At 71.7% G+C, this 25,883-nt stretch carries 20 protein-coding genes, 1 pseudogene and 1 riboswitch; of the genes and pseudogenes, 14 read left to right on the plus strand and 7 right to left on the minus strand.

Translation table 11 applies throughout. The annotated features are described in order from the left end of the window. Positions 1 to 9: 9 nt before the first annotated feature. Complete coding sequence (locus IF67_RS0128575; protein ID WP_030990498.1) at positions 10 to 2,457, minus strand: DNA gyrase/topoisomerase IV subunit A; 2,448 nt, start codon at positions 2,455 to 2,457, stop codon at positions 10 to 12. Between the two features lie 298 nt (positions 2,458 to 2,755). On the opposite strand from IF67_RS0128575, the gene IF67_RS0128580 reads away from it, so the two are divergent. From IF67_RS0128580 to IF67_RS0128595, 4 genes are all read left to right on the plus strand, one after another. Beyond that, positions 2,756 to 4,087, plus strand: a complete 1,332-nt coding sequence (locus tag IF67_RS0128580; protein WP_030990501.1) for a M16 family metallopeptidase — start codon at positions 2,756 to 2,758, stop codon at positions 4,085 to 4,087. A gap of 38 nt (positions 4,088 to 4,125) precedes the next feature. Further along, a complete protein-coding gene (locus IF67_RS0128585; protein WP_030990503.1) occupies positions 4,126 to 5,508 on the plus strand; it encodes a M16 family metallopeptidase in 1,383 nt (460 codons plus the stop codon). A gap of 209 nt (positions 5,509 to 5,717) precedes the next feature. Continuing rightward, positions 5,718 to 5,873: riboswitch (cyclic di-AMP (ydaO/yuaA leader) on the plus strand. 13 nt (positions 5,874 to 5,886) lie between these two features. Continuing rightward, positions 5,887 to 6,666: a M23 family metallopeptidase gene (locus IF67_RS0128590; RefSeq protein ID WP_030990505.1), complete on the plus strand. Its 780-nt coding sequence runs from the start codon at positions 5,887 to 5,889 to the stop codon at positions 6,664 to 6,666. Between the two features lie 288 nt (positions 6,667 to 6,954). Beyond that, positions 6,955 to 7,644: a GntR family transcriptional regulator gene (locus IF67_RS0128595; RefSeq protein WP_030990507.1), complete on the plus strand. Its 690-nt coding sequence runs from the start codon at positions 6,955 to 6,957 to the stop codon at positions 7,642 to 7,644. A gap of 337 nt (positions 7,645 to 7,981) precedes the next feature. Here IF67_RS0128595 and IF67_RS0128600 read toward each other — a convergent pair whose 3' ends face one another. Next, positions 7,982 to 8,263 (minus strand): HPr family phosphocarrier protein, encoded by a 282-nt coding sequence (locus IF67_RS0128600; protein ID WP_030990508.1) that lies wholly within the window; start codon positions 8,261 to 8,263, stop codon positions 7,982 to 7,984. 223 nt (positions 8,264 to 8,486) lie between these two features. On the opposite strand from IF67_RS0128600, the gene IF67_RS0128605 reads away from it, so the two are divergent. The 4 genes from IF67_RS0128605 to IF67_RS0128620 all read left to right on the plus strand — a co-directional run bounded on the left by IF67_RS0128605 (position 8,487) and on the right by IF67_RS0128620 (position 14,116). Next, on the plus strand, positions 8,487 to 11,558 hold the full coding sequence (locus tag IF67_RS0128605; protein WP_030990510.1) for a bifunctional GNAT family N-acetyltransferase/acetate--CoA ligase family protein: 3,072 nt from the start codon (positions 8,487 to 8,489) through the stop codon (positions 11,556 to 11,558). 38 nt (positions 11,559 to 11,596) lie between these two features. Further along, entirely contained in the window at positions 11,597 to 12,190 is a 594-nt protein-coding gene (locus IF67_RS0128610; protein ID WP_030078412.1) for a DUF5998 family protein, read from the plus strand. After that, positions 12,190 to 13,380 (plus strand): alkaline phosphatase family protein, encoded by a 1,191-nt coding sequence (locus IF67_RS0128615; protein ID WP_030990513.1) that lies wholly within the window; start codon positions 12,190 to 12,192, stop codon positions 13,378 to 13,380. The genes IF67_RS0128610 and IF67_RS0128615 overlap by 1 nt, the downstream gene beginning before the upstream one ends. Before the next feature lie 70 nt (positions 13,381 to 13,450). Next, on the plus strand, positions 13,451 to 14,116 hold the full coding sequence (locus tag IF67_RS0128620; RefSeq protein ID WP_030990515.1) for a thymidine kinase: 666 nt from the start codon (positions 13,451 to 13,453) through the stop codon (positions 14,114 to 14,116). 107 nt (positions 14,117 to 14,223) lie between these two features. Here IF67_RS0128620 and IF67_RS0128625 read toward each other — a convergent pair whose 3' ends face one another. Continuing rightward, complete coding sequence (locus tag IF67_RS0128625; protein WP_030990518.1) at positions 14,224 to 15,000, minus strand: VOC family protein; 777 nt, start codon at positions 14,998 to 15,000, stop codon at positions 14,224 to 14,226. A 249-nt stretch (positions 15,001 to 15,249) separates the two neighbouring features. Between IF67_RS0128625 and IF67_RS0128630 the strand changes: the two genes are divergently transcribed. After that, positions 15,250 to 16,089, plus strand: coding sequence for a sulfurtransferase (locus IF67_RS0128630; protein WP_030990519.1), 840 nt, complete (start codon positions 15,250 to 15,252; stop codon positions 16,087 to 16,089). 114 nt (positions 16,090 to 16,203) lie between these two features. Here the strand turns inward: IF67_RS0128630 and sepH are convergent, their stop codons facing one another. Beyond that, a complete protein-coding gene (gene sepH / locus IF67_RS0128635; RefSeq protein WP_030990520.1) occupies positions 16,204 to 17,268 on the minus strand; it encodes a septation protein SepH in 1,065 nt (354 codons plus the stop codon). A 496-nt stretch (positions 17,269 to 17,764) separates the two neighbouring features. On the opposite strand from sepH, the gene IF67_RS0128640 reads away from it, so the two are divergent. Continuing rightward, on the plus strand, positions 17,765 to 18,967 hold the full coding sequence (locus tag IF67_RS0128640; protein WP_030990521.1) for a hypothetical protein: 1,203 nt from the start codon (positions 17,765 to 17,767) through the stop codon (positions 18,965 to 18,967). An 86-nt stretch (positions 18,968 to 19,053) separates the two neighbouring features. Here IF67_RS0128640 and IF67_RS0128645 read toward each other — a convergent pair whose 3' ends face one another. Both IF67_RS0128645 and IF67_RS0128650 read right to left on the minus strand, forming a co-directional pair. Beyond that, complete coding sequence (locus IF67_RS0128645) at positions 19,054 to 20,397, minus strand: D-arabinono-1,4-lactone oxidase (protein WP_030990522.1); 1,344 nt, start codon at positions 20,395 to 20,397, stop codon at positions 19,054 to 19,056. A gap of 246 nt (positions 20,398 to 20,643) precedes the next feature. After that, entirely contained in the window at positions 20,644 to 21,918 is a 1,275-nt protein-coding gene (locus tag IF67_RS0128650; protein WP_030990523.1) for an MFS transporter, read from the minus strand. Positions 21,919 to 22,103: 185 nt separating this feature from the next. On the opposite strand from IF67_RS0128650, the gene IF67_RS0128655 reads away from it, so the two are divergent. Then, positions 22,104 to 23,258, plus strand: coding sequence for a ferrochelatase (locus IF67_RS0128655; protein WP_030990524.1), 1,155 nt, complete (start codon positions 22,104 to 22,106; stop codon positions 23,256 to 23,258). A 41-nt stretch (positions 23,259 to 23,299) separates the two neighbouring features. Next, entirely contained in the window at positions 23,300 to 24,145 is an 846-nt protein-coding gene (locus IF67_RS0128660; RefSeq protein ID WP_030990525.1) for an inositol monophosphatase family protein, read from the plus strand. 81 nt (positions 24,146 to 24,226) lie between these two features. Here the strand turns inward: IF67_RS0128660 and IF67_RS44395 are convergent, their stop codons facing one another. Next, positions 24,227 to 24,403, minus strand: a complete 177-nt coding sequence (locus IF67_RS44395; RefSeq protein ID WP_199812797.1) for a hypothetical protein — start codon at positions 24,401 to 24,403, stop codon at positions 24,227 to 24,229. Positions 24,404 to 24,728: 325 nt separating this feature from the next. Here IF67_RS44395 and IF67_RS0128670 point away from each other — a divergent pair, with 325 nt between their 5' ends. Together IF67_RS0128670 and IF67_RS0128675 are read left to right on the plus strand one after the other, a co-directional pair. Further along, positions 24,729 to 25,382, plus strand: a complete 654-nt coding sequence (locus IF67_RS0128670) for a response regulator transcription factor (protein ID WP_006602630.1) — start codon at positions 24,729 to 24,731, stop codon at positions 25,380 to 25,382. A gap of 5 nt (positions 25,383 to 25,387) precedes the next feature. Continuing rightward, positions 25,388 to 25,883: pseudogene (locus IF67_RS0128675) on the plus strand (HAMP domain-containing protein); the annotation flags it as partial.

Genomic DNA, 25,883 nt, shown 5'->3' on the forward strand with positions numbered 1-25,883 from the left:
CGCGCCTGATTACACCGGCCCGGCCAGCGCCGCCACCGACTTCGTCAGCGGCACTCCCGAGCCGTCCCGCCGCGGATCCACCTCCGGCAGCTCGACCGGCGAGCCCTTGGCATCCGCGGCCCGCACCGGAGCCGACACGACCCACGCCTGGGTCAGAAGATCCTCGCCCTTCAGGAACCGCTGGCACCGCACACCACCGGTCGCCCGGCCCTTGCGCGGATACTGGTCGAACGGGGTGAGCTTGGCCGTCGCCACGGAGTCGTCCAGCGTGCCGTGCGAGCCGGCGACCGTGAACACCATGGCCTCGGAGGCCGGATCGACCGCGGCGAACGCAATCACCTTCACGCCCTCGCCCAGCTTGACGCCCGTCATACCGCCCGCGGGCCGGCCCTGCGGCCGCACCTGCGACGCCGGATAGCGCAGCAACTGCGCCTCGTTGGTGACGAAGACCAGGTCCTCCTCACCGGTGCGCAGCTCGGCCGCGCCCACGATGCGGTCGCCGTCCTTGAGGGTGATGACCTCCAACTCTTCCTTGTGGGCGGGGTAGTCGGGCACCACCCGCTTGACGACGCCCTGCTCCGTGCCGAGCGCCAGACCCGGCGAGGACTCGTCCAGCGTCGTCAGACAGATCAGCTCCTCGCCGTCCTCCAGCGTCAGGAACTCCGAGAGCTGCGCACCACCGGAGAGACTGGGCGCCGCGGCGGTCTCCGGGAGCTGCGGCAGATCGATCACCGAGATCCGCAGCAGCCGGCCCAGGGACGTCACCGCCCCCACCTCGCCACGGGTCGTCGCCGGCACCGCCGAGACGATCACATCGTGCTTGACGCGCTTGGCGTCGACGTCGAAGGCCACGTCCCCCGTGACCGTACGCGCCAGCAGGCCCGTCGAGGCCAGCAGCACCCGGCACGGGTCGTCGGAGACCTCCAGCGGCACCGCGCCGACCGAGGTGCCCGCCGACTCCAGCAGGACCGTCCGCCGGTCCGTGCCGTACTTCTTCGCGACCGCGGCCAGCTCGCCGGAGACCAGCTTGCGCAGCTCGGAGTCCGAGTCCAGGATCCGCGTCAGCTTCTCGATCTCCTCCTGAAGCCGGTCGCGCTCCGACTCCAGCTCGATACGGTCGAACTTGGTCAGCCGGCGCAGCGGGGTGTCGAGGATGTACTGCGTCTGGATGTCGCTGAGCGAGAACCGCTCGATCAGCCGCTCCTTGGCCTGTGCACTGTTGTCGCTGGAGCGGATGAGCCGGATCACCTCGTCGATGTCCACCAGGGCCGTCAGCAGGCCCTCGACCAGGTGGAGACGGTCGCGGGCCTTGCCGCGCCGGAACTCGCTGCGCCGGCGCACCACGTTGAAGCGGTGGTCGACATAGACCTCCAGCAGCTCCTTGAGGCCCAGCGTCAGCGGCTGGCCGTCCACCAGCGCGACGTTGTTGATGCCGAAGGACTCCTCCATCGGCGTGAGCTTGTACAGCTGCTCCAATACGGCCTCGGGGTTGAAGCCGTTCTTGACCTCGATCACCAGCCGCAGGCCGTGCTCACGGTCGGTGAGGTCCTTGACGTCCGCGATGCCCTGGAGTCTCTTCGAGCCGACCAGGTCCTTGATCTTCGAGATGACCTTCTCGGGGCCGACCATGAACGGGAGTTCGGTGACGACCAGGCCCTTGCGGCGGGCGGTGACGTTCTCCACCGCGACCGTCGCACGGATCTTGAACGTGCCGCGGCCCTTCTCGTACGCGTCCCGTACGCCGCCGAGGCCCACGATCCGGCCGCCCGTGGGCAGATCGGGACCCGGCACGAAGCGCATCAGGGTGTCGAGATCAGCGTTCGGATGCTTGATCAGATGGCGGGCGGCGGCAATGACCTCGCCCAGGTTGTGCGGCGGCATGTTCGTCGCCATTCCGACCGCGATGCCGGACGTGCCGTTGACCAGGAGGTTCGGATACGCGGCGGGGAGGGCGGCCGGTTCCTGCTCCTGGCCGTCGTAGTTCGGCGCGAAGTCGACGGTGTCCTCGTCGATGGACTCCGTCATCAGGGACGTCGCGGACGCCATCCGGCACTCGGTGTACCGCATCGCGGCCGGCGGGTCGTCATTGCCCAGCGAACCGAAGTTGCCGTGGCCGTCGACCAGCGGCAGCCGCATCGAGAACGGCTGCGCCATGCGCACCAGCGCGTCGTAGATGGACGCGTCGCCGTGCGGATGGAGCTTACCCATCACCTCACCGACGACGCGGGCGCACTTGACGTAGCCGCGGTCGGGCCGCAGCCCCATCTCGTTCATCTGGTACAGGATGCGGCGGTGCACGGGCTTGAGACCGTCGCGGGCGTCCGGCAGGGCGCGCGAGTAGATGACCGAATACGCGTACTCGAGGAAGGAACCCTGCATCTCGTCGACGACGTCGATGTCGAGGATCCTCTCCTCGAAGTCGTCCGGAGGCGGGGTCTTCGTGCTGCGGCGGGCCATCGCGGCTGCGGCTCCTTCTGCTGCGTCTACTGCCGAGGTCGGGGGCGACATCGGACCAACGGTCAACTGGCCGGGTCAACCAGCTGGCGATCGACCCGCGAGTATGTGTGAGTCTGACGCGGACCATTGTGGACCGCCCCACTGACAACGCCGACCGCGACTCCCCCTTCGGCTCCTGCGGGGGCCGAAGGGCGACGCACGTTCGGGGCCGGTCGCACGGGAACTTCGCCAGATGCCGATCCGCTTGCATACAGTGACAGAACTTCCTCGCAAGCGGATCGAAGGGACGTACATGCCCATGGGTCACACGGCCACAGAACAAGCCGGCTCCGGCGGCCTGACAGCGACCGAGCACCGGCTGGCAAATGGCCTGCGCGTGGTGCTCTCCGAAGACCACCTGACCCCGGTCGCAGCGGTCTGCCTGTGGTACGACGTCGGCTCCCGCCACGAGGTGAAGGGCCGTACGGGCCTGGCTCACCTCTTCGAGCACCTGATGTTCCAGGGCTCCGCACAGGTGAAGGGCAACGGCCACTTCGAGCTGGTGCAGGGTGCCGGCGGTTCGCTCAACGGCACCACCAGCTTCGAGCGCACCAACTACTTCGAGACCATGCCCGCCCATGAGCTGGAGCTCGCGCTCTGGCTGGAGGCGGACCGGATGGGCTCGCTGCTGACCGCGCTCGACGACGACTCCATGGAGAACCAGCGCGACGTCGTCAAGAACGAGCGCCGCCAGCGCTACGACAACGTCCCCTACGGCACGGCCTTCGAGAAGCTGACGGCCATGGCGTACCCGGAGGGCCACCCGTACCACCACACGCCCATCGGGTCGATGGCTGACCTGGACGCGGCCTCCCTGGAGGACGCACGGGCGTTCTTCCGCACGTACTACGCGCCCAACAACGCCGTCCTGTCGATCGTCGGCGACATCGACCCCGAGCAGACGCTGGCCTGGGTGGAGAAGTACTTCGGCTCGATCCCCGGACACGACGGCAAGCAGCCGCCGCGCGACGGCACGCTGCCCGACGTCATCGGCGGTGAGCTGCGCGAGGTCATCGAGGAGGATGTGCCCGCCCGTGCCCTGATGGCGGCCTACCGTCTGCCGCACGACGGCACCCGTGAGGCGGACGCCGCGGACCTCGCGCTGACCGTCCTGGGCGGCGGCGAGTCCTCCCGCTTGTACAACCGGCTGGTGCGGCGCGACCGCAGCGCCGTGGCGGCCGGCTTCGGCCTGCTGCGGCTGGCGGGCGCACCCTCGCTGGGCTGGCTGGATGTGAAGACGTCCGGCGGCGAGGAGGTCCCCGGCATCGAGCGCGCGGTCGACGAGGAGCTGGCCCGCTTCGCCGCCGAGGGCCCGACCCCGGAGGAGATGGAGCGGGCACAGGCCCAGCTGGAGCGCGAATGGCTGGACCGGCTGGCCACGGTCAGCGGCCGCGCCGACGAACTGTGCCGCTTCGCCGTCCTGTTCGGCGACCCGCAGCTCGCGCTGACCGCCGTGCAGCGTGTCCTGGACATCACCCCCGAGGAGGTGCAGGCGGTCGCCAAGGCCCGGCTGCGCCCCGACAACCGCGCGGTGCTCGTCTACGAGCCCACCGACGCCGCCGACACCGAGGAAGGGGAGGCGGACCAGTGAGCGACGCCACCACCCACGCCGATTCCCCCGTGAGCAGCATGGACTTTCACCCCCAGCCCCAGGGCGGTGCGCCCAGGCCGTGGGCCTTCCCGGCCCCCGGCCGCAGCCAACTGCCCAACGGGCTCACGCTCCTGACCAGCAACCGCCCCGGCCAGCAGGTCGTCGCCGTCGAGATCAACCTCGTCGCCCCGTTGGACGCCGAGCCCGAGGGCCTGGACGGCGTCGCCACGATCATGGCGCGCGCCCTGTCCGAGGGCACCGACAAGCACGACGCCGAGGAGTTCGCCGCCGAGCTGGAACGCTGTGGCGCCACACTGGACGCGCACGCCGACCACCCCGGTGTACGGGTGTCCCTCGAAGTGCCGGCGTCCCGGCTGCACCGCGCGCTCGGGCTGCTCGCCGACGCGCTGCGCGCGCCCGCCTTCCCGGAGAGCGAGATCGAGCGGCTGGTGCGCAACCGTCTCGACGAGATCCCGCACGAGCTCGCCAACCCTGCCCGGCGCGCCGCGATGGCGCTGTCCAAGGAGCTGTTCCCGGCCACATCCCGGATGTCGCGGCCGCGCCAGGGCACCGAGGAGACCGTCGGACGCGTCGACGCCGGGGCCGTCCGCGCCTTCTACGACGCCCACGTACGTCCCGCCACGGCCACCGCCGTCATCGTCGGTGACTTCACCGGCGTCGACCTGGAGGCCGCGCTCGCCGACACCCTCGGTGCCTGGAGCGGCTCGACGGCCGAGCCGCTGAAGGCCTCGCCGATCGTCGCCGACGACACCGGCCGCGTGGTGATCGTGGACCGCCCCGGTGCCGTCCAGACGCAGCTGCTCCTCGGCCGTATCGGCGCCGACCGGCACGACCGGGTGTGGCCCGCGCAGGTCCTCGGCACGTACTGCCTGGGCGGTACCCTCACCTCCCGTCTGGACCGCGTCCTGCGGGAGGAGAAGGGCTACACCTACGGGGTGCGCGCCTTCGGCCAGGTGCTCCGCTCCACCGCCCCCACCTCCCCCGAGGGGGCCACGGGAGCCTCGCTGCTCGCCATCAGCGGCTCGGTGGACACCGCCTCCACCGTCCCGGCGCTGGAGGATCTGTGGAAGGTGCTGCGCACCCTCGCGGCAGAGGGGCTGACGGACGACGAGAGGGATGTCGCCGTACAGAACCTCGTCGGGGTGGCGCCGCTGAAGTACGAGACCGCGGCAGCCGTCGCGGGCACCCTCGCTGACCAGGTGGAACAGCACCTGCCGGACGACTTCCAGGCGCAGTTGTACGTCCGCCTCGCGGAGACCGGCACGGTCGAGGCGACGGCGGCGGCGGTCAACGCCTTCCCCATGGACCGGCTGGTGACGGTGCTGGTGGGCGATGCGGCGCAGATCGCCGAGCCCATCAAGGCGCTGGGCATCGGTGAGGTGACGGTCGTCAGCGGTTAGTCCCGCCATGTGACGGAAGGTCATATATCGACAAAGCGGCTCCCGTGGCGTTCGCGCCACGGGAGCCGCTGTATGTCCGGTTTATCGCGGCTGGTGCCACGGTTCTTGTGGCATCCCGCACAAAAAAGCGGTTCTGTTTGCCGATTGAAAGTTGCCCCGTTTAGCGTCGGTCCGGCTGTTCGTCACAAGTCCGCCACAACAGTGGCACCGGGCAGCCATCGCCGAGTCCCCGTACGGCGCGAGCCAGGGGAGCCGGGGACCCAGTGTCCCTTGGGGTGAATCGGACTCCTCTCCGGAGGAGCCCGTAGGAGACCTTCCTGCTCCGAACCCGTCAGCTAACCCGGTAGGCGAGAAGGAAGGAAAGGACAAGCCAGCCACATGGCGTTCATCCGTGCCACCGGGAAGCACCGTCGTGCGAACCGCCCCGCTCGAACGACCCGCAACATCGCCGGCATAGCCACCCTCGCGGCCGGCGGCGTTGTCGCCTCCGTGGCCTCGCCGGCGCTGGCGGCCACGGACGAGGCGCGCACCCACGACACCGGTCTCCAGCGGGCCGTCGTGCTGGGCGACGAGCTCGCCAACCATGTCGAGGCCCAGGCGGACGCGCAGCAGGCAGAGGCCGAGGCCGCCGCCGCGAAGGCCAAGGCAGAGGCCGTGGCCAAGAAGCAGGCCGAAGAAGCCAAGCAGCGCGTCGAGGCCGCCCGCAAGGCCAAGGAGCGCGCCGCCCGTGAGGCGGAGCGCAAGCGCCTCAACACCTTTGTCGCCCCCGTCGCGAACTCCTACGTCTCCACCTCGTACAAGGCCTCCAGCGGCCTGTGGTCCTCGGGCAGCCACACCGGTATCGACTTCCACGCCGCCTCCGGCACCAGCGTCCACGCGGTCGGCTCGGGCACCGTCGTCGAGGCCGGGTGGGGCGGTGCGTACGGCAACAACATCGTGATCAAGATGAACGACGGCACCTACACCCAGTACGGTCACCTGTCGTCGCTCGGCGTTTCGGTCGGCCAGCACGTCACCCCGGGCCAGCAGATCGGCCTCTCCGGCTCCACCGGCAACACCACCGGCCCGCACCTGCACTTCGAAGCCCGTACCGGCGCCGACTACGGCTCGGACATCGATCCGGTCGCCTACCTGCGCTCGCACGGCGTCAACGCCTGACCTCCCGCCCCGCCCGGCCGCGCGCCCCGCAGGGCCCGCGTTGCACCGCGTATCCGTCGGAAGCCCCGGCCACACGGCCGGGGCTTCGGCGTTATCCGGCGTGCGGTGTGCGGCGTGCGTGCACCGGATACGCCGGCGACCCGCGATACGCCGGCGACCCGCGGCTGCTGGCCAAAAAATATCCATGAATAACCGGAGTCCTTCGGAAAAGCCGTTCCCGTCGAATAGAGTCACGGAAAAGTCGCCGACCGGCGGCGTTTCCAGGGGATTACGGCGGAGGCACGGAAGATGCGAGGCCATATTTCCGCGCATGCGGTGTGCACGGCGATTCGCGACGACATTGTCTCCGGCGCGCTGGCGCCGGGGAGCCGGCTGATCGAGGAGATCCTGGCGGCCCGGTACGGCGTCTCCAGAGTGCCGGTCCGTGAAGCGCTGCGCACCTTGCAGTCCGAAGGGTTCGTCACCACCCGCCACCACGCAGGCGCCTGTGTCGCCGAGCCCACCGAGCAGGAGGCCGCCGATCTCCTCGCCGTCCGCGCCCTGTTGGAGCCGCTTGGGGCCGCTCGTGCGGCCGCCCGCCGCAGCCCGGCTCACCTGAAGGTGCTCCGTGGTCTGGTACGGCTCGGCCGCGAGCGGGCCCGTCACGGCAACCCCGCGGATCTGCGCCAACTGGACGGCTGGTTCCACGAGACGCTGGCCCAGGCGGCCGGCAGCCCCAGTCTGACGGCCTTGCTCACCCAGCTGCGGCGCAAGATCGAGTGGATGTACGTGGTGGAACTGCCGGCCCGGGCCGGGGAGTCGTGGGACGAACACGGTGCGGTGCTGGACGCGGTGGCCCGGGGGGACGCGGAGCGGGCCCGCGCCCTGATGGCGGCTCATGTCGAGCGCTCACTCCCGGTGTACCGGCTGCGGCGCCCCGCCAAGACGGAGGTGAGGGATCCGAAACCACGCGTCAACACGGCGCGCGCCCGCCCTTAACAATGGCCCCGTATACAAAGAAGTGCGAATATTTCTCCGGCACCGTGGCGGCTTCATCTTTTCAGTCCGCCTTCAGCCAGAATTCCGCTGCCTATTTTGCGGCACGTGGGACAGGGAAGGGCGCGTGCCAAATTCTTGCGTATTGCAGCGTATGTCGGGCCGCCCAGAATTTAGCTCCCCCGTGCGGTAATGCGTACGGCGCATTGCGGTGAGCGCGATATCGGTATCCCGGCCACAGGCGCAGCGACCGGATTCCGGTACACGGAAACGGCCCCGCCGCGGCAACCGGTCACCGGTCCCCGCGGCGGGGCCGCCGCATGCAGAGGTCCTGGCGGACTCAGACGGTCTCGGGGAGCTCCTCGAGGCCCTCGGCGACGAGCTTGGCCAGGCGGTCGAGTGCCTCCTCGGCGCCCTCGGCGTCGGAGGCCAGCACGATCTCCTCGCCGCCCTGGGCGCCCAGGCCCAGGACCGCGAGCATGGAGGCCGCGTTGACGGGGTTGCCATCAGCCTTGGCGATCGTCATCGGGACGCCGGAGGCGGTGGCCGCACGGACGAAGATCGACGCGGGGCGGGCGTGCAGGCCCTCGGCCCAACCGACATTGACGCGGCGCTCAGCCATGGTGTTGCCCTTCAAAGTCGTGACTGTTGTCTAGACCAGTCTCTCACGCTGTGGGAAGTGCTCCGCAGCCCTGAGGCCTGGCCTTTCGCGGCTATTGGTCCTCCCAACGGAGGCTCGGCCGACCGGGCCGGTCCGTATGTCCATACGGCCGCGCCCGACTGCCCCGCACCCCGAGCGTACGCGCGCGGCCCCGGTTGTCGGTGCCCGGTCGTACCCTGTCGGCATGCAGAAGCCGCCGGACCACGCATACCCGACCCACTGGGAAGCCGACGTGGTGCTGCGTGACGGCGGCACGGCGCGGATCCGCCCCATCACCCCGGATGACGCCGAGCGGCTGGTCTCCTTCTATGAACAGGTCTCGGACGAGTCGAAGTACTACCGCTTCTTCGCGCCCTACCCGCGCCTGTCCGACCGCGATGTACACCGCTTCACCCACCACGACTACGTCGACCGGGTCGGGCTCGCCGCCCTCGTCGGCGGCGAGTTCATCGCCACCGTCCGCTACGACCGGATCGACGACCAGGGCCTGCCCGCCAAGAACCCCGAGGACGACCAGGCCGAGGTCGCCTTCCTCGTCCAGGACGCCCACCAGGGCCGCGGTGTCGCCTCCGCCCTCCTGGAGCACGTCGCGGCCGTCGCCCGCGAGCGCGGCATCCGCCGGTTCGCCGCCGAGGTGCTCCCCGCGAACTCCAAGATGATCAAGGTGTTCACGGACGCCGGCTACACCCAGAAGCGCACCTTCGAAGACGGTGTGGTCCGCCTGGAGTTCGACCTGGAGCCGACTGAGCAGTCCATGGCCGTGATGCGCGGCCGTGAGCAGCGCGCCGAGGCCCGCTCCGTGCAGCGCCTGCTCGCCCCGGGCTCGGTCGCCGTCATCGGTGCCGGCCGTGCCCCCGGCGGCGTCGGCCGCACCGCCCTGCGCAGCCTCCTGGACTCCGGTTTCACGGGCCGTGTGCACGCCGTCAACCACGCCTTCCCCGAAGACATGCAGCGGCTGCGCCCCGAAGACGTGCCGGCCGTCCGCGCCCTGCGGGAGATCCCCGATCCTGTCGACCTCGCCGTCATCGCCGTCCCCGCGGACCACGTCCCCGACGTGGTCCGTGACTGCGGTGAACACGGCGTCCAGGGCGTGCTGATCCTGTCGTCCGGTTACGCCGAGGCGGGCCAGGACGGCCGGGAGCGGCAGCGAGCCCTGCTCCGCCAGGCCCGCTCGTACGGCATGCGGCTCATCGGGCCCAACGCCTTCGGGCTGATCAACACGGCCCCCGACGTCCGGCTGAACGCCTCCCTCGCACCCCAGATGCCCGGTGCCGGCCACATCGGCCTGTTCACCCAGTCCGGTGCCATCGGCATCGCCCTGCTCAGCGGGCTGCATGCGCGCGGCCCCGGTGACGGCGGTATCGCCGGTATCTCCGCCTTCGTCTCGGCCGGCAACCGCGCCGACGTCTCCGGCAACGACCTGCTCCAGTACTGGTACGACGACCCGGACACCGACGTCGTGATCCTGTATCTGGAGTCCATCGGCAACCCGCGCAAATTCGCCCGGCTCGCCCGCCGCACCGCCGCCGTCAAACCGGTCGTGGTCGCCAAGGGGGCCCGGCACAACGGCACCGCCCCGCCCGGCCACGCCGTGCCCACGGTCCGCGTCCCCGACAGCACCGTCGCCGCCCTGATGCGCCAGGCCGGCGTGATCCGCGTCGACACGGTCACCGAGCTGATCGACGCCGGTCTGCTGCTGGCCTCCCAGCCCCTGCCGGCCGGCCCGCGCATCGCCATCCTCGGCAACTCCGAGTCGCTGGCGCTGCTCGCGTACGACGCCTGCCTGACCGAGGGGCTGCGTCCGCAGCGCCCCCATGTACTGCCCTCGGCCGCCACCCCGGACGACTTCCGGGCGGCGCTCGCCGAGGCGCTGTCCGGCGACGGCTGCGATGCCGTGGTCGTCACGGCCATTCCCTGGGTGGGGGAGGGGGCAGCCGTCTCCCTGGCCGACAGCGAGGGCGCCGCACTCGCGGCTGCGCTGCGTACCGCGGCCGCGGCGCATCCGGAGAAGCCGGTCACGGTCGTCCACCTCGCCATGGACGGTCTCGCCGAGACACTCGCGGCACCGGAACCGGAACGGGCGCCGGAACCAGGACCGGAACCAGGACCGGAACCAGGAACAGAACCAGAGCCGGCATCGGCACAGTCGCCCGGGCCCGCAGCCTCCGCCGGGGACAAGGCGGCCCGCCCCGCGGACCCGGCTCCCGCCCCTGCCGGGATCTCACAATTCCCGCCGGCCCCGCACAGCCCCCCGAACCGCCCACGCCCCCTGGTTCCCCCTGGCCCGCCGCCCACCCTCCCCCTCTCCGGGCGACAGCAGGGCCCGGCCCGCGACGCCGAGGCCAACACCCCGCCCCGGCCTCGCCGTGCCCCCCTCCGTATCCCCGCCTACCCCGCCGCCGAGCGCGCCGTGCGCTCCCTCGCCGAGGCCGTCCGCTACGCCGCCTGGCGCCGGGAGGCCGCCGAGCCGGGCCGGGTGCCCGAGTACGACGACATCCAGGAGGCGGCGGCCGGCGCCGACATCGAGCGCCTCCTCGGGCGGCTGACCCCCGACGCCCCCACGGGCCGCTCCGTCCCGGTGCCGCCCCAGGACGCCGAGGCCCTGCTCGCCCGCTACGGCATCCACACCCGCCCCGTCCTCCCGGCCCCAGACCCGGACACCGCCGTCCGCGCCGCCGCCCGCCTCGGCTACCCGGTGGCCCTCAAGACCACCGCACCCCATCTACGCCACCGCGCCGACCTCGGCGGGGTCCGCCTGGACATCGCCGGCGAGGCCGAACTGCGCCGTACATACTCCGAATTGACCGATTTCCTGGGCTCCCCGGAGGAGCTGCGTCCGGTCGTCCAGTCGATGGTGCCGCGCGGCGTCGACACGGTCATCCGTGCCGCCATCGACCCCGCCGCCGGTGCCGTCCTCTCCTTCGGCCTGGCCGGGGCGCCCTCCCAGCTGCTCGGCGACATCGCCCACCGCCTCATCCCCGCCACCGACCGCGAGGTCACCGAGCAGATCCGCTCGATCCGCGCCGCCCCGCTGCTGTTCGGCTGGCGAGGCTCCCAGCCCGTGGACACCGCGGCGCTGTCGGAGCTGCTGCTGCGCGTCTCCCGGCTGGTCGACGACCACCCCGAGGTCGTCGGCGTCGACCTCGAACCGGTCGTCGTCGCCGCACACGGCCTGTCCGTACTGGGAGCGACCGTGCGCCTGGCCCCGGCACCTGCCACCACTGACCTCGGCCCCCGCCGGCTGCCTGTCTACTGAGGCTCTCGCGGCCCGGTACGCCCCGTAAGATGGACCCCATGGCTAAGACCGGTACGACGACCCAGGGGCTGCGCGCGGCGATCGAGCGCAGCGGCTATTACCCGACGCTCGTGGCCGAGGCGGTGCAGGCCGCCGTCGGCGGTGAGCCCGTGGTGTCGTACCTCGTCCATCAGGAGACGACCTTCGACGCCAACGAGGTCCGCCGCCATGTCACGGTCCTGGTCCTGACCGGCACCCGCTTCATCGTCAGCCACACCGACGAGCAGGCGGCCGACGCCACCTCCCCGTCGCCGTACGCCACCACCTCCACCGAATCCGTGAAGCTGAGCCGGATCTCCTCCGTGGTGCTCAGCCGGGTGGTCGCCAACCCCGAGTCGTACACCCCGGGCCAGCTGCCCCGCGAGGTCGTGCTCACCATCGGCTGGGGCGCGGTCGCCCGCCTGGACCTGGAGCCCGCCGCCTGCGGCGACCCCAACTGCGAGGCGGACCACGGCTACACGGGCTCCTCCACCGCCGACGACCTCTCGCTGCGGGTCAGCGAGGCCGGCGACGGCCCGGACTCGGTGCGCGAGACGCTCACCTTCGCCCAGGCGCTCTCCGAGGCCACCGCGGCCACCCCCAGCCCCCGCTGATGGTCCACATCGCCCCCGCCTGGCCGGAACCCGAACCGCTCGACCCGCTCAGCGCCCCCGTACCCCGGTACGGCACCGGCTCGCTCGCCGATCTGCTGCCCACCATCGCCACCGGGCTGGGGATGACCGGCCTCGCCACCACGATGGAGCTGGCCCCCGCCGACCGGGCCTGTGTCTTCCTGATCGACGGCCTCGGCTGGGAGCTGCTGCACGCCCACCCGGAGGAGGCGCCGTTTCTCACCTCGCTCCTGGGCACGTCGTTCAACGGCAGCGGCCGTCCGCTCACCGCGGGCTTCCCCTCCACCACCGCCACCTCCCTCGCCTCGGTCGGCACCGGCCTGCCGCCGGGCGCCCACGGCCTGCCCGGATACACCTGCGAGGACCCGGCCACCGGCGCCCTGATGAACCAGCTGCGCTGGTATCCGTGGACCGACCCGTATGCCTGGCAGCCGTATCCGACGGTCTTCCAGCGTGCGGACGCCGCCGGGATCCACACCTGCCAGGTCTCCGCGCCGAGCTTCCAGCACACCCCGCTCACCCAGGTCGCGCTGAGCGGCGGTACGTTCCACGGCCGGCTCTCCGGCGAGGAGCGGATGGACCTCGCCGCCGAGCAGCTCGCCGCCGGTGACCGTTCGCTGGTCTACACGTACTACTCCGAGGTCGACGGCAAGGGGCACCGCTACGGCGTCAACTCCGATGCCTGGCGCGGCCAGTTGATGTACGTCGACCGGCTCGCCCAGCGGCTGGCCGAACAGCTGCCGCCGCGCAGCGCCCTCTACATCACCGCCGACCACGGCATGATCGACATCCCCTTCGGCCCCGAGTCCCGGATCGACTTCGACGAGGACTGGGAACTGCGCGCCGGCGTCCGCCTGTTGGGCGGCGAGGGCCGGGCCCGGCATGTCTACGCCCACCCGGGCGCGGCTGCCGATGTGCTCGCCGTCTGGCGCGAGGTGGTCGGCGAGCAGATGTGGGTGGCGAGCCGCGAAGAGGCCATCGCCGCGGGGTGGTTCGGGCCGCAGGTCGACGACCGGGTGCGTGCCCGGATCGGCGATGTCGTGGCGGCCGCGCACGCCGACATGGTGATCATCGCGACCGAACGAGAGCCCCGCGAGTCGGAGATGGTCGGCATGCACGGCTCGATGACCCCGGTGGAGCAGCTGGTGCCGCTCCTGGAAGTCCGCACCTGACCTGCACGGCCAGCCGCCCGCACGCCGTCCCGCCCTCCTCCGTACGAGCCCGAAAGGCCCGCCACTTCCCATGCCCGAGCTGGTGTTCTTCTCCGGAACGATGGACTGCGGAAAGTCGACACTTGCTCTGCAGATCGAGCACAACCGCTCCTCCCGCGGCCTGCAAGGCATGATCTACAGCCGCAACGACCGGGCCGGCCGCGGCAAGCTCTCCTCCCGCCTCGGCCTGGTCACCGAGGCCGTCGAGGCGGCGCACGACATGGACTTCTACACGCATGTCGTCGGCCACCTCTCCTCCGGCGGCCGGGTCGACTACGTCATCGTCGACGAGGCACAGTTCCTCGCCCCCGGACAGGTCGACCAGCTCGCCCGCGTCGTCGACGACCTCGAACTGGACGTCTTCGCCTTCGGCATCACCACCGACTTCCGCAGCAAGCTCTTCCCCGGCTCCCAGCGCCTGGTCGAACTGGCCGACCGGATAGAGGTGTTGCAGGTCGAGGCGCTGTGCTGGTGCGGCGCCCGCGCCACGCACAATGCCCGTACGGTCGACGGGCGCATGGTCGTCGAGGGCGCCCAGGTCGTGGTCGGCGATGTCGTCGGCGATGTGGACAGCCCCCACGCCGAGGTCGGCTACGAGGTGCTGTGCCGGCGTCACCACCGCCGCCGTCAGACCTCGGCGGCCACCCGCGCGGCGGCGCTCTCCCCGGATGTACTGCCGGTCGACAGCGCGAAGTAGACCCGGCCACCGGGCGACGCCGGGGCCGCGCGTACGGCGGCTACCGGGCGGACAGCACCGGCACGGCGCCCACCGTGGACGGCGGCAGCGCCTGGTGTGACCGTCCCTCAGCTCCGCTGGATGATCGTGAAGGCGGCGCCCTCGCTGTCGGCGACCGTCGCCAGCCGGCCGTGCGCGGAGTCCCGGGCGGCATGCAGCACATGTCCGCCCAGCTGGGTGACCCGGCGGGCCGCCGCGTCCGTGTCGGTGACGGCGAAGTACGTCATCCAGTGGGAGCCCCGGTCGCGCGGCAGGGAGTTGCCCACGCCGTGGATGCCGGCCACCGGGTGGTCCTTGAGATGCAGCGTCAGATAGTCGAAGCCGGCCGAGACCACGGGCTCCGCCTCATAGCCGAAGACATGCTCGTAGAACGGCAGGACGGAGCTCGTGTCCCGGGTGACCAGCTCGTTCCATGCCGGGGTGCCCGGCTCCCCGGTGATCGTGGTGCCCATCACCGACCGGCCCTGCCAGATGCCGAAGATCGCTCCCTGCGGGTCGGAGGCGATCGCCATCCGCCCCGCGTCGTCGTCCGCATCCAGCGGCCCGACGCCCACCGTCCCACCGCAGGAACGGATCTGCTCGGCCGTCGCATCCGTGTCGTCGCTGGCCAGATAGGTGGTCCAGGCGACCGGAAGATGACGGTCGGGCGCCAGCTCGCCGACCCCGGCGACCTCCCGGCCGTCGAGGAAAGCCCGGGCGTACGGACCGAAATGCTGCGGTCCCGGGCGGAACTCCCAGCCGAACAGCGCGCCGTAGAATTCCTGCGTCGCGGACAGGCTGTGGGCCAGGAGGCTCACCCAGCAGGGCGCGCCGTGCATCCGCCGGGTCGCTGCCTCGGTCGTCATTGTCACTCTCTCCTCGGAGCGTCGGGTGCTGACCATGTGCGCCACGGGCGCGGGTCCCGAGCAGATGCTCGCACCCTGTGACCTGGTGTGCGCCCCGGCCGCGCCGTCCATGGCTCGTTCGCGAGGGAGAATGCCCGTTTTGAGGTTTCCCATCCGTTCCAGAGGTGTTACTGAAGGGTGTAACTGCGTCATACGGAGGGTGGACACCCACCTTCTGTACGTAGTCGTCGCTACGCAAGGATGAGTCCCATGAATGCCATCATCACCGCTACCGAACTCGCGAGCGAGCTGGCGCAGCCCACCGCGCCGGTGCTCCTGGACGTCCGCTACCAACTCGGTGGCCCGCCCGGTCGTCCCGTGTACGAGGCCGGTCATGTGCCCGGCGCGGTCTACGTCGATCTCGAGAGCGAGCTCGCCTCGCCGCCCGGTCCGGGCGGCCGGCACCCGCTCCCCGACCTCGACGTCTTCGCCGACGCCATGCGGACCGCCGGTGTCCGTGCGGACCGCCCCGTGGTCGCCTACGACGGCGGCCAGGGCTGGGCGGCCGCCCGCGCCTGGTGGCTGCTGCGCTGGACCGGTCACCCGGACGTGCGTGTCCTGGACGGCGGTCTCGCCGCCTGGCAGGCGTCCGGCGGCGAACTGAGCGTCGGTCAACCGGTTTCCCGGGCAGGCGACTTCATCCCGGTGCCCGGCGGGCTGCCGCTGCTGCGGGCCGATGACGCGGCCGCCCTGGCCCGCCGTGGAGTCCTGCTGGACGCACGGGCCGCCGAGCGCTACCGCGGTGAGGTCGAGCCCATCGACAAGGTCGCCGGCCACATCCCGGGCGCCGTGTCCGCCCCGACGACCGAGAACGTCGTCGAGGGCGGCACCGTCTTCCGCGACGCGTCGGAACTGGCCAAGCGCTTCGCGTCGCTGGGCGCCACGGCGGACGCGGAGGTCGGTGTGTACTGCGGCTCCGGGGTCTCCGCCGCCCATCAGGTGCTTGCCCTCGCGGTCGCGGGGGTCCCCGCCGCCCTGTACGTCGGCTCCTGGAGCGAGTGGTCGGCCGACCCGTCCCGTCCGGTCGCCACCGGCCCGCAGCCCGGCTGAGCCCCCGCCGGGGCCTGTAAACGGGGTGTCATACGACGCCGTCCGCCCGCTCCCTGCTTCCAGGGGGCGGGCGGACGGCTGGTGTACGCGGCGGGACGGGCCGGGGCCGCCTCGCTACTCCGGCTTCTTGCGCCGGGTGCCGAAGACGATCTCGTCCCAACTGGGCACCGCGGCACGGCGCCCGGGCCGTACGCCGTCCGCCTCGGCCTGCCGGTCCGTCGTCCCCGTCAGCCGGTCGCGGTGGCCGGCCACCGCGCGCGGCATCAGCACATCGGCGTACGCGGAACCCGCGCCCGCACTGGCCGCCGGGGCGGGCGGCTCCTCGACCTCGGCCTCGGACTCCTCTTCGCTCTGCGCCGACTTCACGCTCTCCGGTACGACCATGTCGCCACGGAAGCTCGGTACCGCCTCCAGCAGGCTGGTCAGCGAATCCCGCTCCCGCTCACCGGCGGCAGCCTCCTCCGCGACCGCCTCGTCGTCCTCGCCGCCGGACGGCGCCGTGCGCTCGCCGCGTTCGGACGTCTGCCGGTCCAACGCGCGGTCCAGCGGCCGGTCGCGCGGCAGCCGCGCGATCCGCGGCACGAACGGGAAGCTCGGCTCGGGCGTGTCGTCGCTCTCGCCGATCAGCGCCCGCGCCTCGTCGTCCACGGCCTGCACGAGCCTGCGCGGCGGGTCGTACGTCCAGCTCGCGGAGTGCGGTTCGGTCGCGACGCGGTAGACGAGCAGCACCTCCCAGGTGCCGTCGTCCCGGCGCCAGGAGTCCCACTGCACGCTCTCCTTGTCGGCGCCGCGCAGCAACAGCCGCTCCGCAACCGCCTCGCCGAGCTGCGGACCGGTGTTCTCGCCGGGCCGCCGCACGGGGGTCTTGCGGGCACGTTCGGCCATGAAGGCGCGCTCGGCGAGCACCGGGCCCTCGAAACGGCGCACCCGGTCAACGGGGATGCCGGCGAGCTGGGCGACCTCTTCGGCGGAGGCACCGGCTCTTATACGCGCCTGGATGTCCCGCGGACGCAGATGGCTCTCGACCTCGATCTCGATCTGGCCGAGACGCGCACGGTCGTTGCGGACGGCGGCGCGCAGCCGTTCGTCGATCGGAAGCGTGTACTCGGTGCTGTCCGCAGCTTTGAGCACCAGCCGTGTGCCGTCGTTGGAGACGGCCACGACACGCAGTTCGGGCATGGGGACCTCCCGGGTGGTGCCTGCCGACGTCACTCGCGTCGCTGCTTCCGCTAGTCGAGTGTGGCCTGCCCGGGTGCAGCCTGCCACAACATTGCCGAGTTGCCCGGCGTGTCGGGGCTTGGCCCTGAAACGCCGTTATGACACGGTTACCTGTTCGCCACGCTCAGTGACCATGCCGCTTGCCCTGTTGCCGTTCACCCGTACCGAGCGGCGGCGCCCCGGGGGAGTGCCGCCTTCATGGCCCCTCCCATGGGTTCCGGGCAGCCGGACGGGAACCGGGGCCAGGGCTCGCCACAGTACTCCATTCGGACCACTGAGGTGGACCGCCGCGCCGCTGAACTTCTGGGCGGGCAACGGAGGGTGGTCGTCTTGTCGATCTCTCTACCTGGCACGCAGGTGGCGATTTTCACAGATTCCCCAAAATCGGAACTTTTGGCTCCGCCGAATGGTCACTTCTCCATGCAAGATGGATCGAAGGGGCTATCAAAGGTTGGAGATGGACGAAGAAACCGAAAGCGACACGAAGAAGAAGGAGAAGCGGATAGACCTGAGCATTGCTCAGGTGGCCGGCAGCGCGCTTGCCGCGGCGGTCGCCGCGTACCTCGCGGGCCGGCTCGGCGTCTACGGGACCATCATCGGCGCGGGTGTGGTCAGCGTCGTGGCCACCACCGGTGGCTCGATATTCCAGCACCTGTTCCGGCGCACCGGCGAACAGCTCAAGGAAGCGACGGTCACCACGCGTCCGAAGCCACGCCGCTTCTCCTCCGCCCGCACTCGATCCACCGCACCGGACGCCCGGCAGGTCACCTCCACGATGGTGCTGCCGACCTTCGACAAGGAGGGCGCGGAGGACAAGGTCACCTCCGTAGCCGCCAGGACGGCCGGGGCCGGTACGGCCCGTACGCAGCTGATCCCGCGGGTCGAACAGGTCCGTCGGCGCGACCCGGCGGGCGCCCGTCCCGCCTCGCAGGACGATGACGCGACGCGGCTGCTGCGCCCCGCCGACCCCGATGCGACCCGTGCCCTGCGCGCGGTGGACGGGACCGGTCCGGGGCGGCCCGCCGACCGGACGCAGCCGGTGCCGCGTCTCGACGAGCGGACCATGGCGCCGGGGCAGGCGGCCGCCCGCCCGGCCGGTGACCCGGCCGCGCGGCACCCGGACGGCCCGCCCGAGGAGCTCAGTACCGCGACGTACGGCACCCGGCTGCGTGGCTGGAAGCGGCCGGCGATCGGCGCGCTCGCGGTCTTCGCGCTCGCCATGGGGGTGGTCACCGGTACCGAGCTGATCACCGGACAGACGCCGAGCGGCGCGCGGGGCACCACGCTGAGCAACCTCACCCACACCGGGGGATCGGACCGGCAGCAGCCCCGCACCCCGAAGTCGCCCGGCACCGGCCACTCCCCGGACGACGACAGGCGGCACGGGAACGGCGACCCCAGTCCGGACCCGGGCAAGTCGGGCGACACCGGCACCGGCAAGGGAACGGACCGCGGCACCCCGTCGCCGGACCCGTCCGACGGCGGCAAGACGTCGCCGGACCCCGGCTCGCCCTCGTCCCCGGACCCGTCCCCGAGCGGCTCGGCCGGCGACGACGCCACCGGTTCGGGTGACGGTTCGACCGACGGCGGGAGCCAGGGTGACCGTCCGGACGGGCAGCAGTCCGGTGCACCGGACCCCGACCCCGGCGCCTCCTCCTGAGACGAGGCGGACCGTCCGGATGAGACGGAGCCGCAACGGCTGCGACCCGGTGCCCACTACAGGGCGCCGGGTCGCAGCCGTCGTCGTCAGGCCCCCAGGACGCGTCGCAGATAGGCGTTGGCGAACCGGCGTTCCGGGTCCAGCCGTTCGCGCACCGCGGTGAACTCACCGAACCGCGGATAGGCGTCGGCAAGGTAGGCGGCATCGCGGGTGTGCAGCTTCCCCCAGTGCGGGCGCCCGTCGTGTGCCGTCATGATCCGCTCGGCGGCCGCGAAATACGCCTCGTAGGGTGTCCCGCGGTACATGTGTACGGCGAGGTAGACGGTGTCGCGCCCCGAAGCGGTGGACAGCGCGATGTCGTCGGCGGGCGCGGTCCGCACCTCCACCGGGAAGCTGACCTTGAAGTCCGAGCGTTCCACCAGGGCCTTGAGCTCACCCAGCGCCGCCACCGCGGCAGCCCGGGGGAGTGCGTACTCCATCTCCAGGAACCGCACCCGCCGCGGCGAGGTGAACACCTTGTACGGGACGTCGGTGTACGTACGGGCCGACAGGGCGCGGCTGGAGATCTTGGCGATGCCCGGTATGGCGGCCGGCACCGCCCGGCCGAGGGTGCAGACGAGCTGGAAGACCCCGTTGGACAGCAGCTCGTCCTCGACCCAGCCGCTGACCTTCCCGGGCGGTGCCGGCGGGCCCTGGCTGCGGTTGTTGCGCTTGGTGTTGCAACTGCCGGTGTGCGGGAACCAGTAGAACTCGAAGTGCTCGTTCTCGGCGACCAGCTCGTTGAACCGGTCCGTCACCTCGTCGAAGGCCATCGGCTCCTCGCGGGCGGTCAGCAGGAACTCCGGCTCCACGCCGAAGGTGAGCTCGCTGACCACGCCCAGCGCACCCAGGCCCAGCCGCGCCGAGGCGAAGACATCCGGGTTCTCCTCGGCGGAACAGGTCAGGACCGAGCCGTCGGCGGTGACCAGTTCCAGGGCGGTGATCTGGGCGGCGATCGATGCCGAGTCGCGGCCGGTGCCGTGGGTGCCGGTGGCAGCCGCCCCGGAGACCGTCTGTTCCATGATGTCGCCCATGTTGGCCAGCGACAGTCCGTGCGCGGCGAGCGTCTCGTTGAGGCGCTTGAGCGGTGTACCGGCCGCCACCGTCACCGTGCCCGCCTCGCGGTCGACCCGGCGGATGCCGGTCAGCCGGTCGGGGCGGACCAGCAGCCCGTCCGTGGCGGCCGCCGGGGTGAAGGAGTGACCGCTGCCGACGGCCTTGACCGTCAGCCCGTCCTCGGCGGCGGCGCGGACCGCGGCCGCCAGCTCCTCGGTGCTCGCCGGGGCGACGCTCCGGGCAGGGCGGGCGGTGACATTGCCCGCCCAGTTGCGCCATGGCCCGGCCGTCGGGCCGCGCCCTCCTGAGCCGTCGACGGCGTTGCTGAGAGCCATGTGACGTCCCCTCCCTCCACGCGGGCCGGCCGGGTTCGGCCGCCTTGGTGTGAGCGCATGATGTCAGTCACCGACGCGCCGTTCAGGTGGGGTGACGGGAATCACAGGATCAAGGAATCGGCTGGAAATGCCCGGCTCCCGGACATGTCGTACCGCCGGTAACTCGCCGAGGGGCAGGGCGGGTTCACCCGAACCGGTGGGCCGGCCCCGTACGGAGCGGTCCGACCGGGCTCCTGCGGAGCGGCCCTACGCGACGCTCTCCTCGCCCTGCCGCTCGTTGGCCGTGCCGGGCCCGCCGGCCAGGCTGCCGGCCACGGCCGTGCCCGCCACCGGAGGCGCGGGCTGCGGGCGGAGCCTGCGGTAGCCCGCGAACGCCACCAGCGCGGCGAGCACCCCTGCCGCCCCCGGCACCAGATAGCCCCGGGCGGCCCCGGCGGCGTCCACCACCCAGCCGGCCGCCGACGCGCCCAGCGCGACGCCCACCGCCAGGCCCGTGCTGGTCCAGGTCATACCCTCGGTCAGCTTCGCCCGCGGCACATGCTCCTCGACCAGCGCCATCGTGGTCACCATCGTCGGTGCGATGGACAGCCCGGCGACGAACAGCGCGACGGCCAGCAGCGGCAGCGAGCCCACCAGTTGCAGCGGCACCATGCTCACCGCCATCGCGCACACCCCCACCACCCAGCGGCCGGACGGATGGCCCTTCAGGTGCAGCAGTCCGAAGACCGCACCGGCCAGGCAGGAGCCGAGCGCGTAGACCGCCAGCACCAGACTGGCCGCCGCCTTGTGCCCGACCTCCTCGGCGAAGGCAACGGTGACCACATCGATCGCCCCGAAGATCGCGCCGGTGGCCACGAACGTCACCACCAGCACCTGTAGCCCCCGCGAGCGCAGCGCGGACCCCTTGGCGTGCTGCTCCCGCGGATGCGGCACCGGCTCCGTCGCGCGCTGCGCCGTCAGCCAGAAGACCCCCACGGCCAGGAAGCCGGCGGCCAGCAGCGGCCCGGCCTCCGGGAACCATGCGGTGGACAGGCCGATGGACAGGATCGGCCCGAAGATGAAGCACGTCTCGTCGACGATCGACTCCCACGAATACGCCGTGTGCAGCTCGCGTGGGGAGCCCTGGTAGAGCTCCGCCCAGCGCGCCCGGATCATCGAGCCGACGCTCGGCACACACCCCGCGCAGGCCGCGAAGGCGAACAGCAGCCAGTCCGCCCAGCGCTGTTGCGCGCTCAGCAGCAGTCCGGCGACCGCGGCGATCGACACCAGGGTGGCCGGGCGCAGCACCCGGCTCTGCCCGTGCCGGTCCACCAGCCGGGAGATCTGCGGGCCCAGGACCGCGGCGGACAGCGCGAGGGTCGCGGACAACGCGCCGGCCAGGCCGTAGCGGCCGGTCAGCTGGGAGATCATCGTGACGATGCCGATGCCCATCATCGACAGGGGCATCCGGCCCAGCAGTCCGGCGGCCGAGAACGACTTGGTGCCGGGGCGGCCGAAGATGGCGCGGTAGGGACTGGGCAACGGGGGTGCTCCGCCGGTGAGGACCGAAAGATCGGTAAGGAATGACAGGGGCCGATACAGCTTACGGGCGGGGTGGCGCCGTACGCCTCGGCTTTTCGGCAACGCCCACCGGGGCCGCCGGCGTGCCCACGGGTGCGACGGGACCTGCCCGCCGCCCCCGTGGGAAGGGTGGCAGGATCGATGGCATGCCCGAACAGTGCGATCCCCGCCCTTATGACGCCCTGCTGCTGCTGTCCTTCGGCGGTCCCGAAGGCCCCGACGACGTGGTCCCCTTCCTGGAGAACGTCACCCGTGGACGCGGCATCCCCCGCGAGCGCCTCAAGGAGGTGGGGCAGCACTACTTCCTGTTCGGCGGCGTCAGCCCCATCAACGCCCAGAACCGGGAACTGCTGGACGCACTGCGCAAGGACTTCGCCGAGCACGGCTTGGACCTGCCCGTCTACTGGGGCAACCGCAACTGGGCGCCCTACCTGGCCGACACCCTGCGCACGATGGTCCACGACGGGCACCGCCGTATCGCCGTACTGGCGACCAGTGCCTACGCCTCGTACTCGGGCTGCCGGCAGTACCGCGAGAACCTGGCCGACGCCCTCGCCGCCCTCCGGGCCGAGGGGCTGCCGGTGCCACAGGTCGACAAGTTGCGGCACTACTTCAACCACCCCGGCTTCATCCGCCCGATGATCGACGGTGTGCTGGCGTCGCTCGCCGCCCTGCCCCAGGAGGCGCGGGACGGCGCCCATCTCGCCTTCACCACGCACTCCATCCCCACCGCCGCAGCCGACGCCTCCGGCACCCCCGCCGACCACACCCAGGACGGCGAGGGCGGCGCCTACGTCGCCCAGCACCTGGACGTGGCGCGGGTGATCGTGGACGCCGTCCGTGCGGAGACCGGAGTGGACCACCCCTGGCGGCTCGTCTACCAGTCCCGCAGCGGCGCCCCGCACATCCCCTGGCTGGAGCCGGACATCTGCGACCACCTGGAGGAGCGGCACGCCGCGGGCGTCCCGGCCGTCGTGATGGCCCCCATCGGGTTCGTCTCCGACCACATGGAGGTCAAGTACGACCTCGACACCGAAGCCACCGCCAAGGCCGCCGAGCTGGGCCTCCCGGTCGCCAGGTCCGCCACCGTGGGCGCCGACCCCCGGTTCGCCGCGGCCGTCCGCGACCTCCTCCTGGAGCGCGCGGCCGCCGAACGGGGCCGCACCCCGGAGCGCTGCGCCCTGGGCTCCCTCGCCGCGAGTCACGACCTGTGCCCGGTCGGCTGCTGCCCGGCGCGCGCACCGCGCCCGGCCGCCGCCGGCGCCGACTGGCGGGGCCCGGCCGCCGAGGCCCGCGCGTAACGCCCCAACCCCGACCACCGCTCGTCCGAGCAAGGAGCATCGTGCCCGACCCGCTGCACCCCGACGCCCCGCAGACCGCCCCGGCGCAGAGCGACGCGCTGTACGACGAACTTCTCGAACTGGCCCTGGAGGCCGCCCGCCGTGCCGGTGCGCTGCTGCGCGACGGCCGTCCCGCCGACCTCGGTGTGGCCGCCACCAAATCCAGCCCCATCGACGTCGTCACCGAGATGGACCTCGCCTCCGAGAAGCTGATCACCGGCTTCCTCGGGGAGCACCGCCCCGACGACGGCTTCCTGGGGGAGGAGGGCGCCAGCTCCGACGGCACCAGCGGCATCCGCTGGGTCATCGACCCCGTCGACGGCACCGTCAACTACCTCTACGGGCTGCCGGCCTGGTCGGTGTCCATCGCGGCGGAGAAGGACGGCGAGGTGGTCGTCGGGGTCGTTGCCGCCCCGATGCGCGGCGAGACCTACCAGGCCGTCGTGGGCCGTGGCGCGTTCAACCACGGCGAGCGCCTCCGCCACCGGCCCGCGCCGCCGCTCTCCCAGGCGCTCGTCGGCACCGGGTTCGGCTACCTCGCCGAGCGCCGGGCCGCCCAGGCGGAGGTGGTGCGCACCCTGTTGCCGCAGGTCCGCGACATCCGGCGGGCCGGCTCGGCCGCGATCGACCTGTGCGATGTGGCCTGCGGCCGGCTCGACGCCTACTACGAGCGCGGGCTGAACCCCTGGGACCTGGCGGCCGGCACCCTGATCGCCCGCGAGGCCGGCGCGCTCACCGGCGGCCGTCCCGGCCGGCCGGCCTCCCACGAGCTGACCCTCGCCGCCTCCCCGGCCCTCTTCGAGCGGCTCCAGCCGCTCCTGGACGAGCTCGGGGCCTGGCACGACTGACCCGGCCCGCGTCCGGGCACCACAGCGCCCCGGCACCATCCCCTGGATGCCGGGGCGCTGTCGCCCTGCGCCGGGAAGCGGTCAGGCGTTGCTTACCGCGCCGTACCGCACTCCGTGTTCGCTCGCCAGGCGCTGGAGATCTTCGAGTTCTGCCTGCTCGACCTCGGCGAGGAAGTCATCGCCCGCAGCGCGGGCACGGTCCAGATCGGCTTCGGTGTTCTCTATGCGCTGCAAAATGCCTGCGGTGAACGCGTCCATGTGCGCCCCCTCGTCGTGGGTCGGTGGGCACGGGGGTGTGCCGACGGGTGGGTCGATCACTGCGTGGGCCCTGCGATGGATCAGTTCATGGCAAGTAGCCGAAAAAACAGGGCGTGATCTCGGGTGTGCAGTCGTCCTCCCCACCCCCCACCTCAGGGAAACCTCAACCCGCCCGGAAATCCTGCCCGTCGGGCGCCCCCGGCCCCGGCCCTCCACCCCTCCGCACCCCTCTTACCGCCGGTTTATGGCTCTTCGGGGCAGGATGGAGGAGCTCTGAAGACTTTGTTGTGCCTGCCCGAAAGGGCCCTGAGGAAGGACTAGCGACGTGCGTGTTCTCGTCGTCGAGGACGAGCAGCTGCTCGCCGATGCGGTGGCCACCGGACTACGCCGGGAGGCCATGGCGGTCGACGTGGTCTACGACGGCGCTGCCGCTCTGGAACGGATCGCGGTCAACGACTATGACGTCGTCGTGCTCGACCGTGACCTCCCGGTCGTCCACGGTGACGATGTCTGCCGCAAGATCGTCGAGCTGGGGATGCCCACCCGCGTCCTGATGCTCACCGCCTCCGGCGATGTCAGCGACCGCGTCGAGGGCCTGGAGATCGGCGCGGACGACTACCTTCCCAAGCCCTTCGCGTTCACGGAGCTGACCGCCCGCGTACGCGCCCTGGGCCGCCGTACCACCGTCGCGCTGCCGCCCGTCCTGGAGCGGGCCGGCATCAAGCTCGACCCCAACCGCCGCGAGGTCTTCCGCGACGGCAAGGAGGTCCAGCTCGCCCCGAAGGAATTCGCGGTGCTGGAGGTCCTGATGCGCAGCGAGGGCACGGTCGTCTCGGCCGAGCAGCTCCTGGAGAAGGCCTGGGACGAGAACACCGACCCGTTCACCAACGTCGTACGGGTGACGGTCATGACGCTGCGCCGCAAGCTCGGCGAGCCCGCGGTGATCGTCACCGTCCCCGGCTCGGGATACCGGATCTGACCGCGATGCCCTCCCTGCCCTCGTTCTCCAAGGCGGCCGCCCCGCCGCCGCCCGTTCCGCCCAAGCCGACCTGGGACCCCAGGCCGGCCGATGTCCGTCCGTTCCCGTGGCTGCGGCCCACGATCCGGATACGGCTGACACTGCTGTACGGCGGCATGTTCCTGATGGCCGGGATCGTGCTGCTGACGATCATCTACATGCTGGCCGCGGACGCGCTGCACGACGGCAGTGCGCTGCCGCTGAAGATCCTCGGCGGGAAGTTCCAGTCGACCAGTGACATCTGCGACCTGCCCACCGAGACCTCCGGGCAGCTGCTCCAGCAGGCCGTCGAGCAGTGCCTTCAGCACCAGCGCGCGGTCGCCCTCAACAGCCTCCTCAACCGTTCCCTGCTGGCCCTGCTCGGCCTGACGGTGGTGGCGTTTGCTTTCGGTTATGCGATGGCGGGGCGGGTGCTGTCCCCGTTGGGGCGGATCACGCGTACCGCGCAGCGGGTGGCCGGGT

Origin of the sequence: Streptomyces sp. NRRL S-1813, from assembly GCF_000719605.1 — a bacterium.
GTDB lineage: Bacteria > Actinomycetota > Actinomycetes > Streptomycetales > Streptomycetaceae > Streptomyces > Streptomyces decoyicus.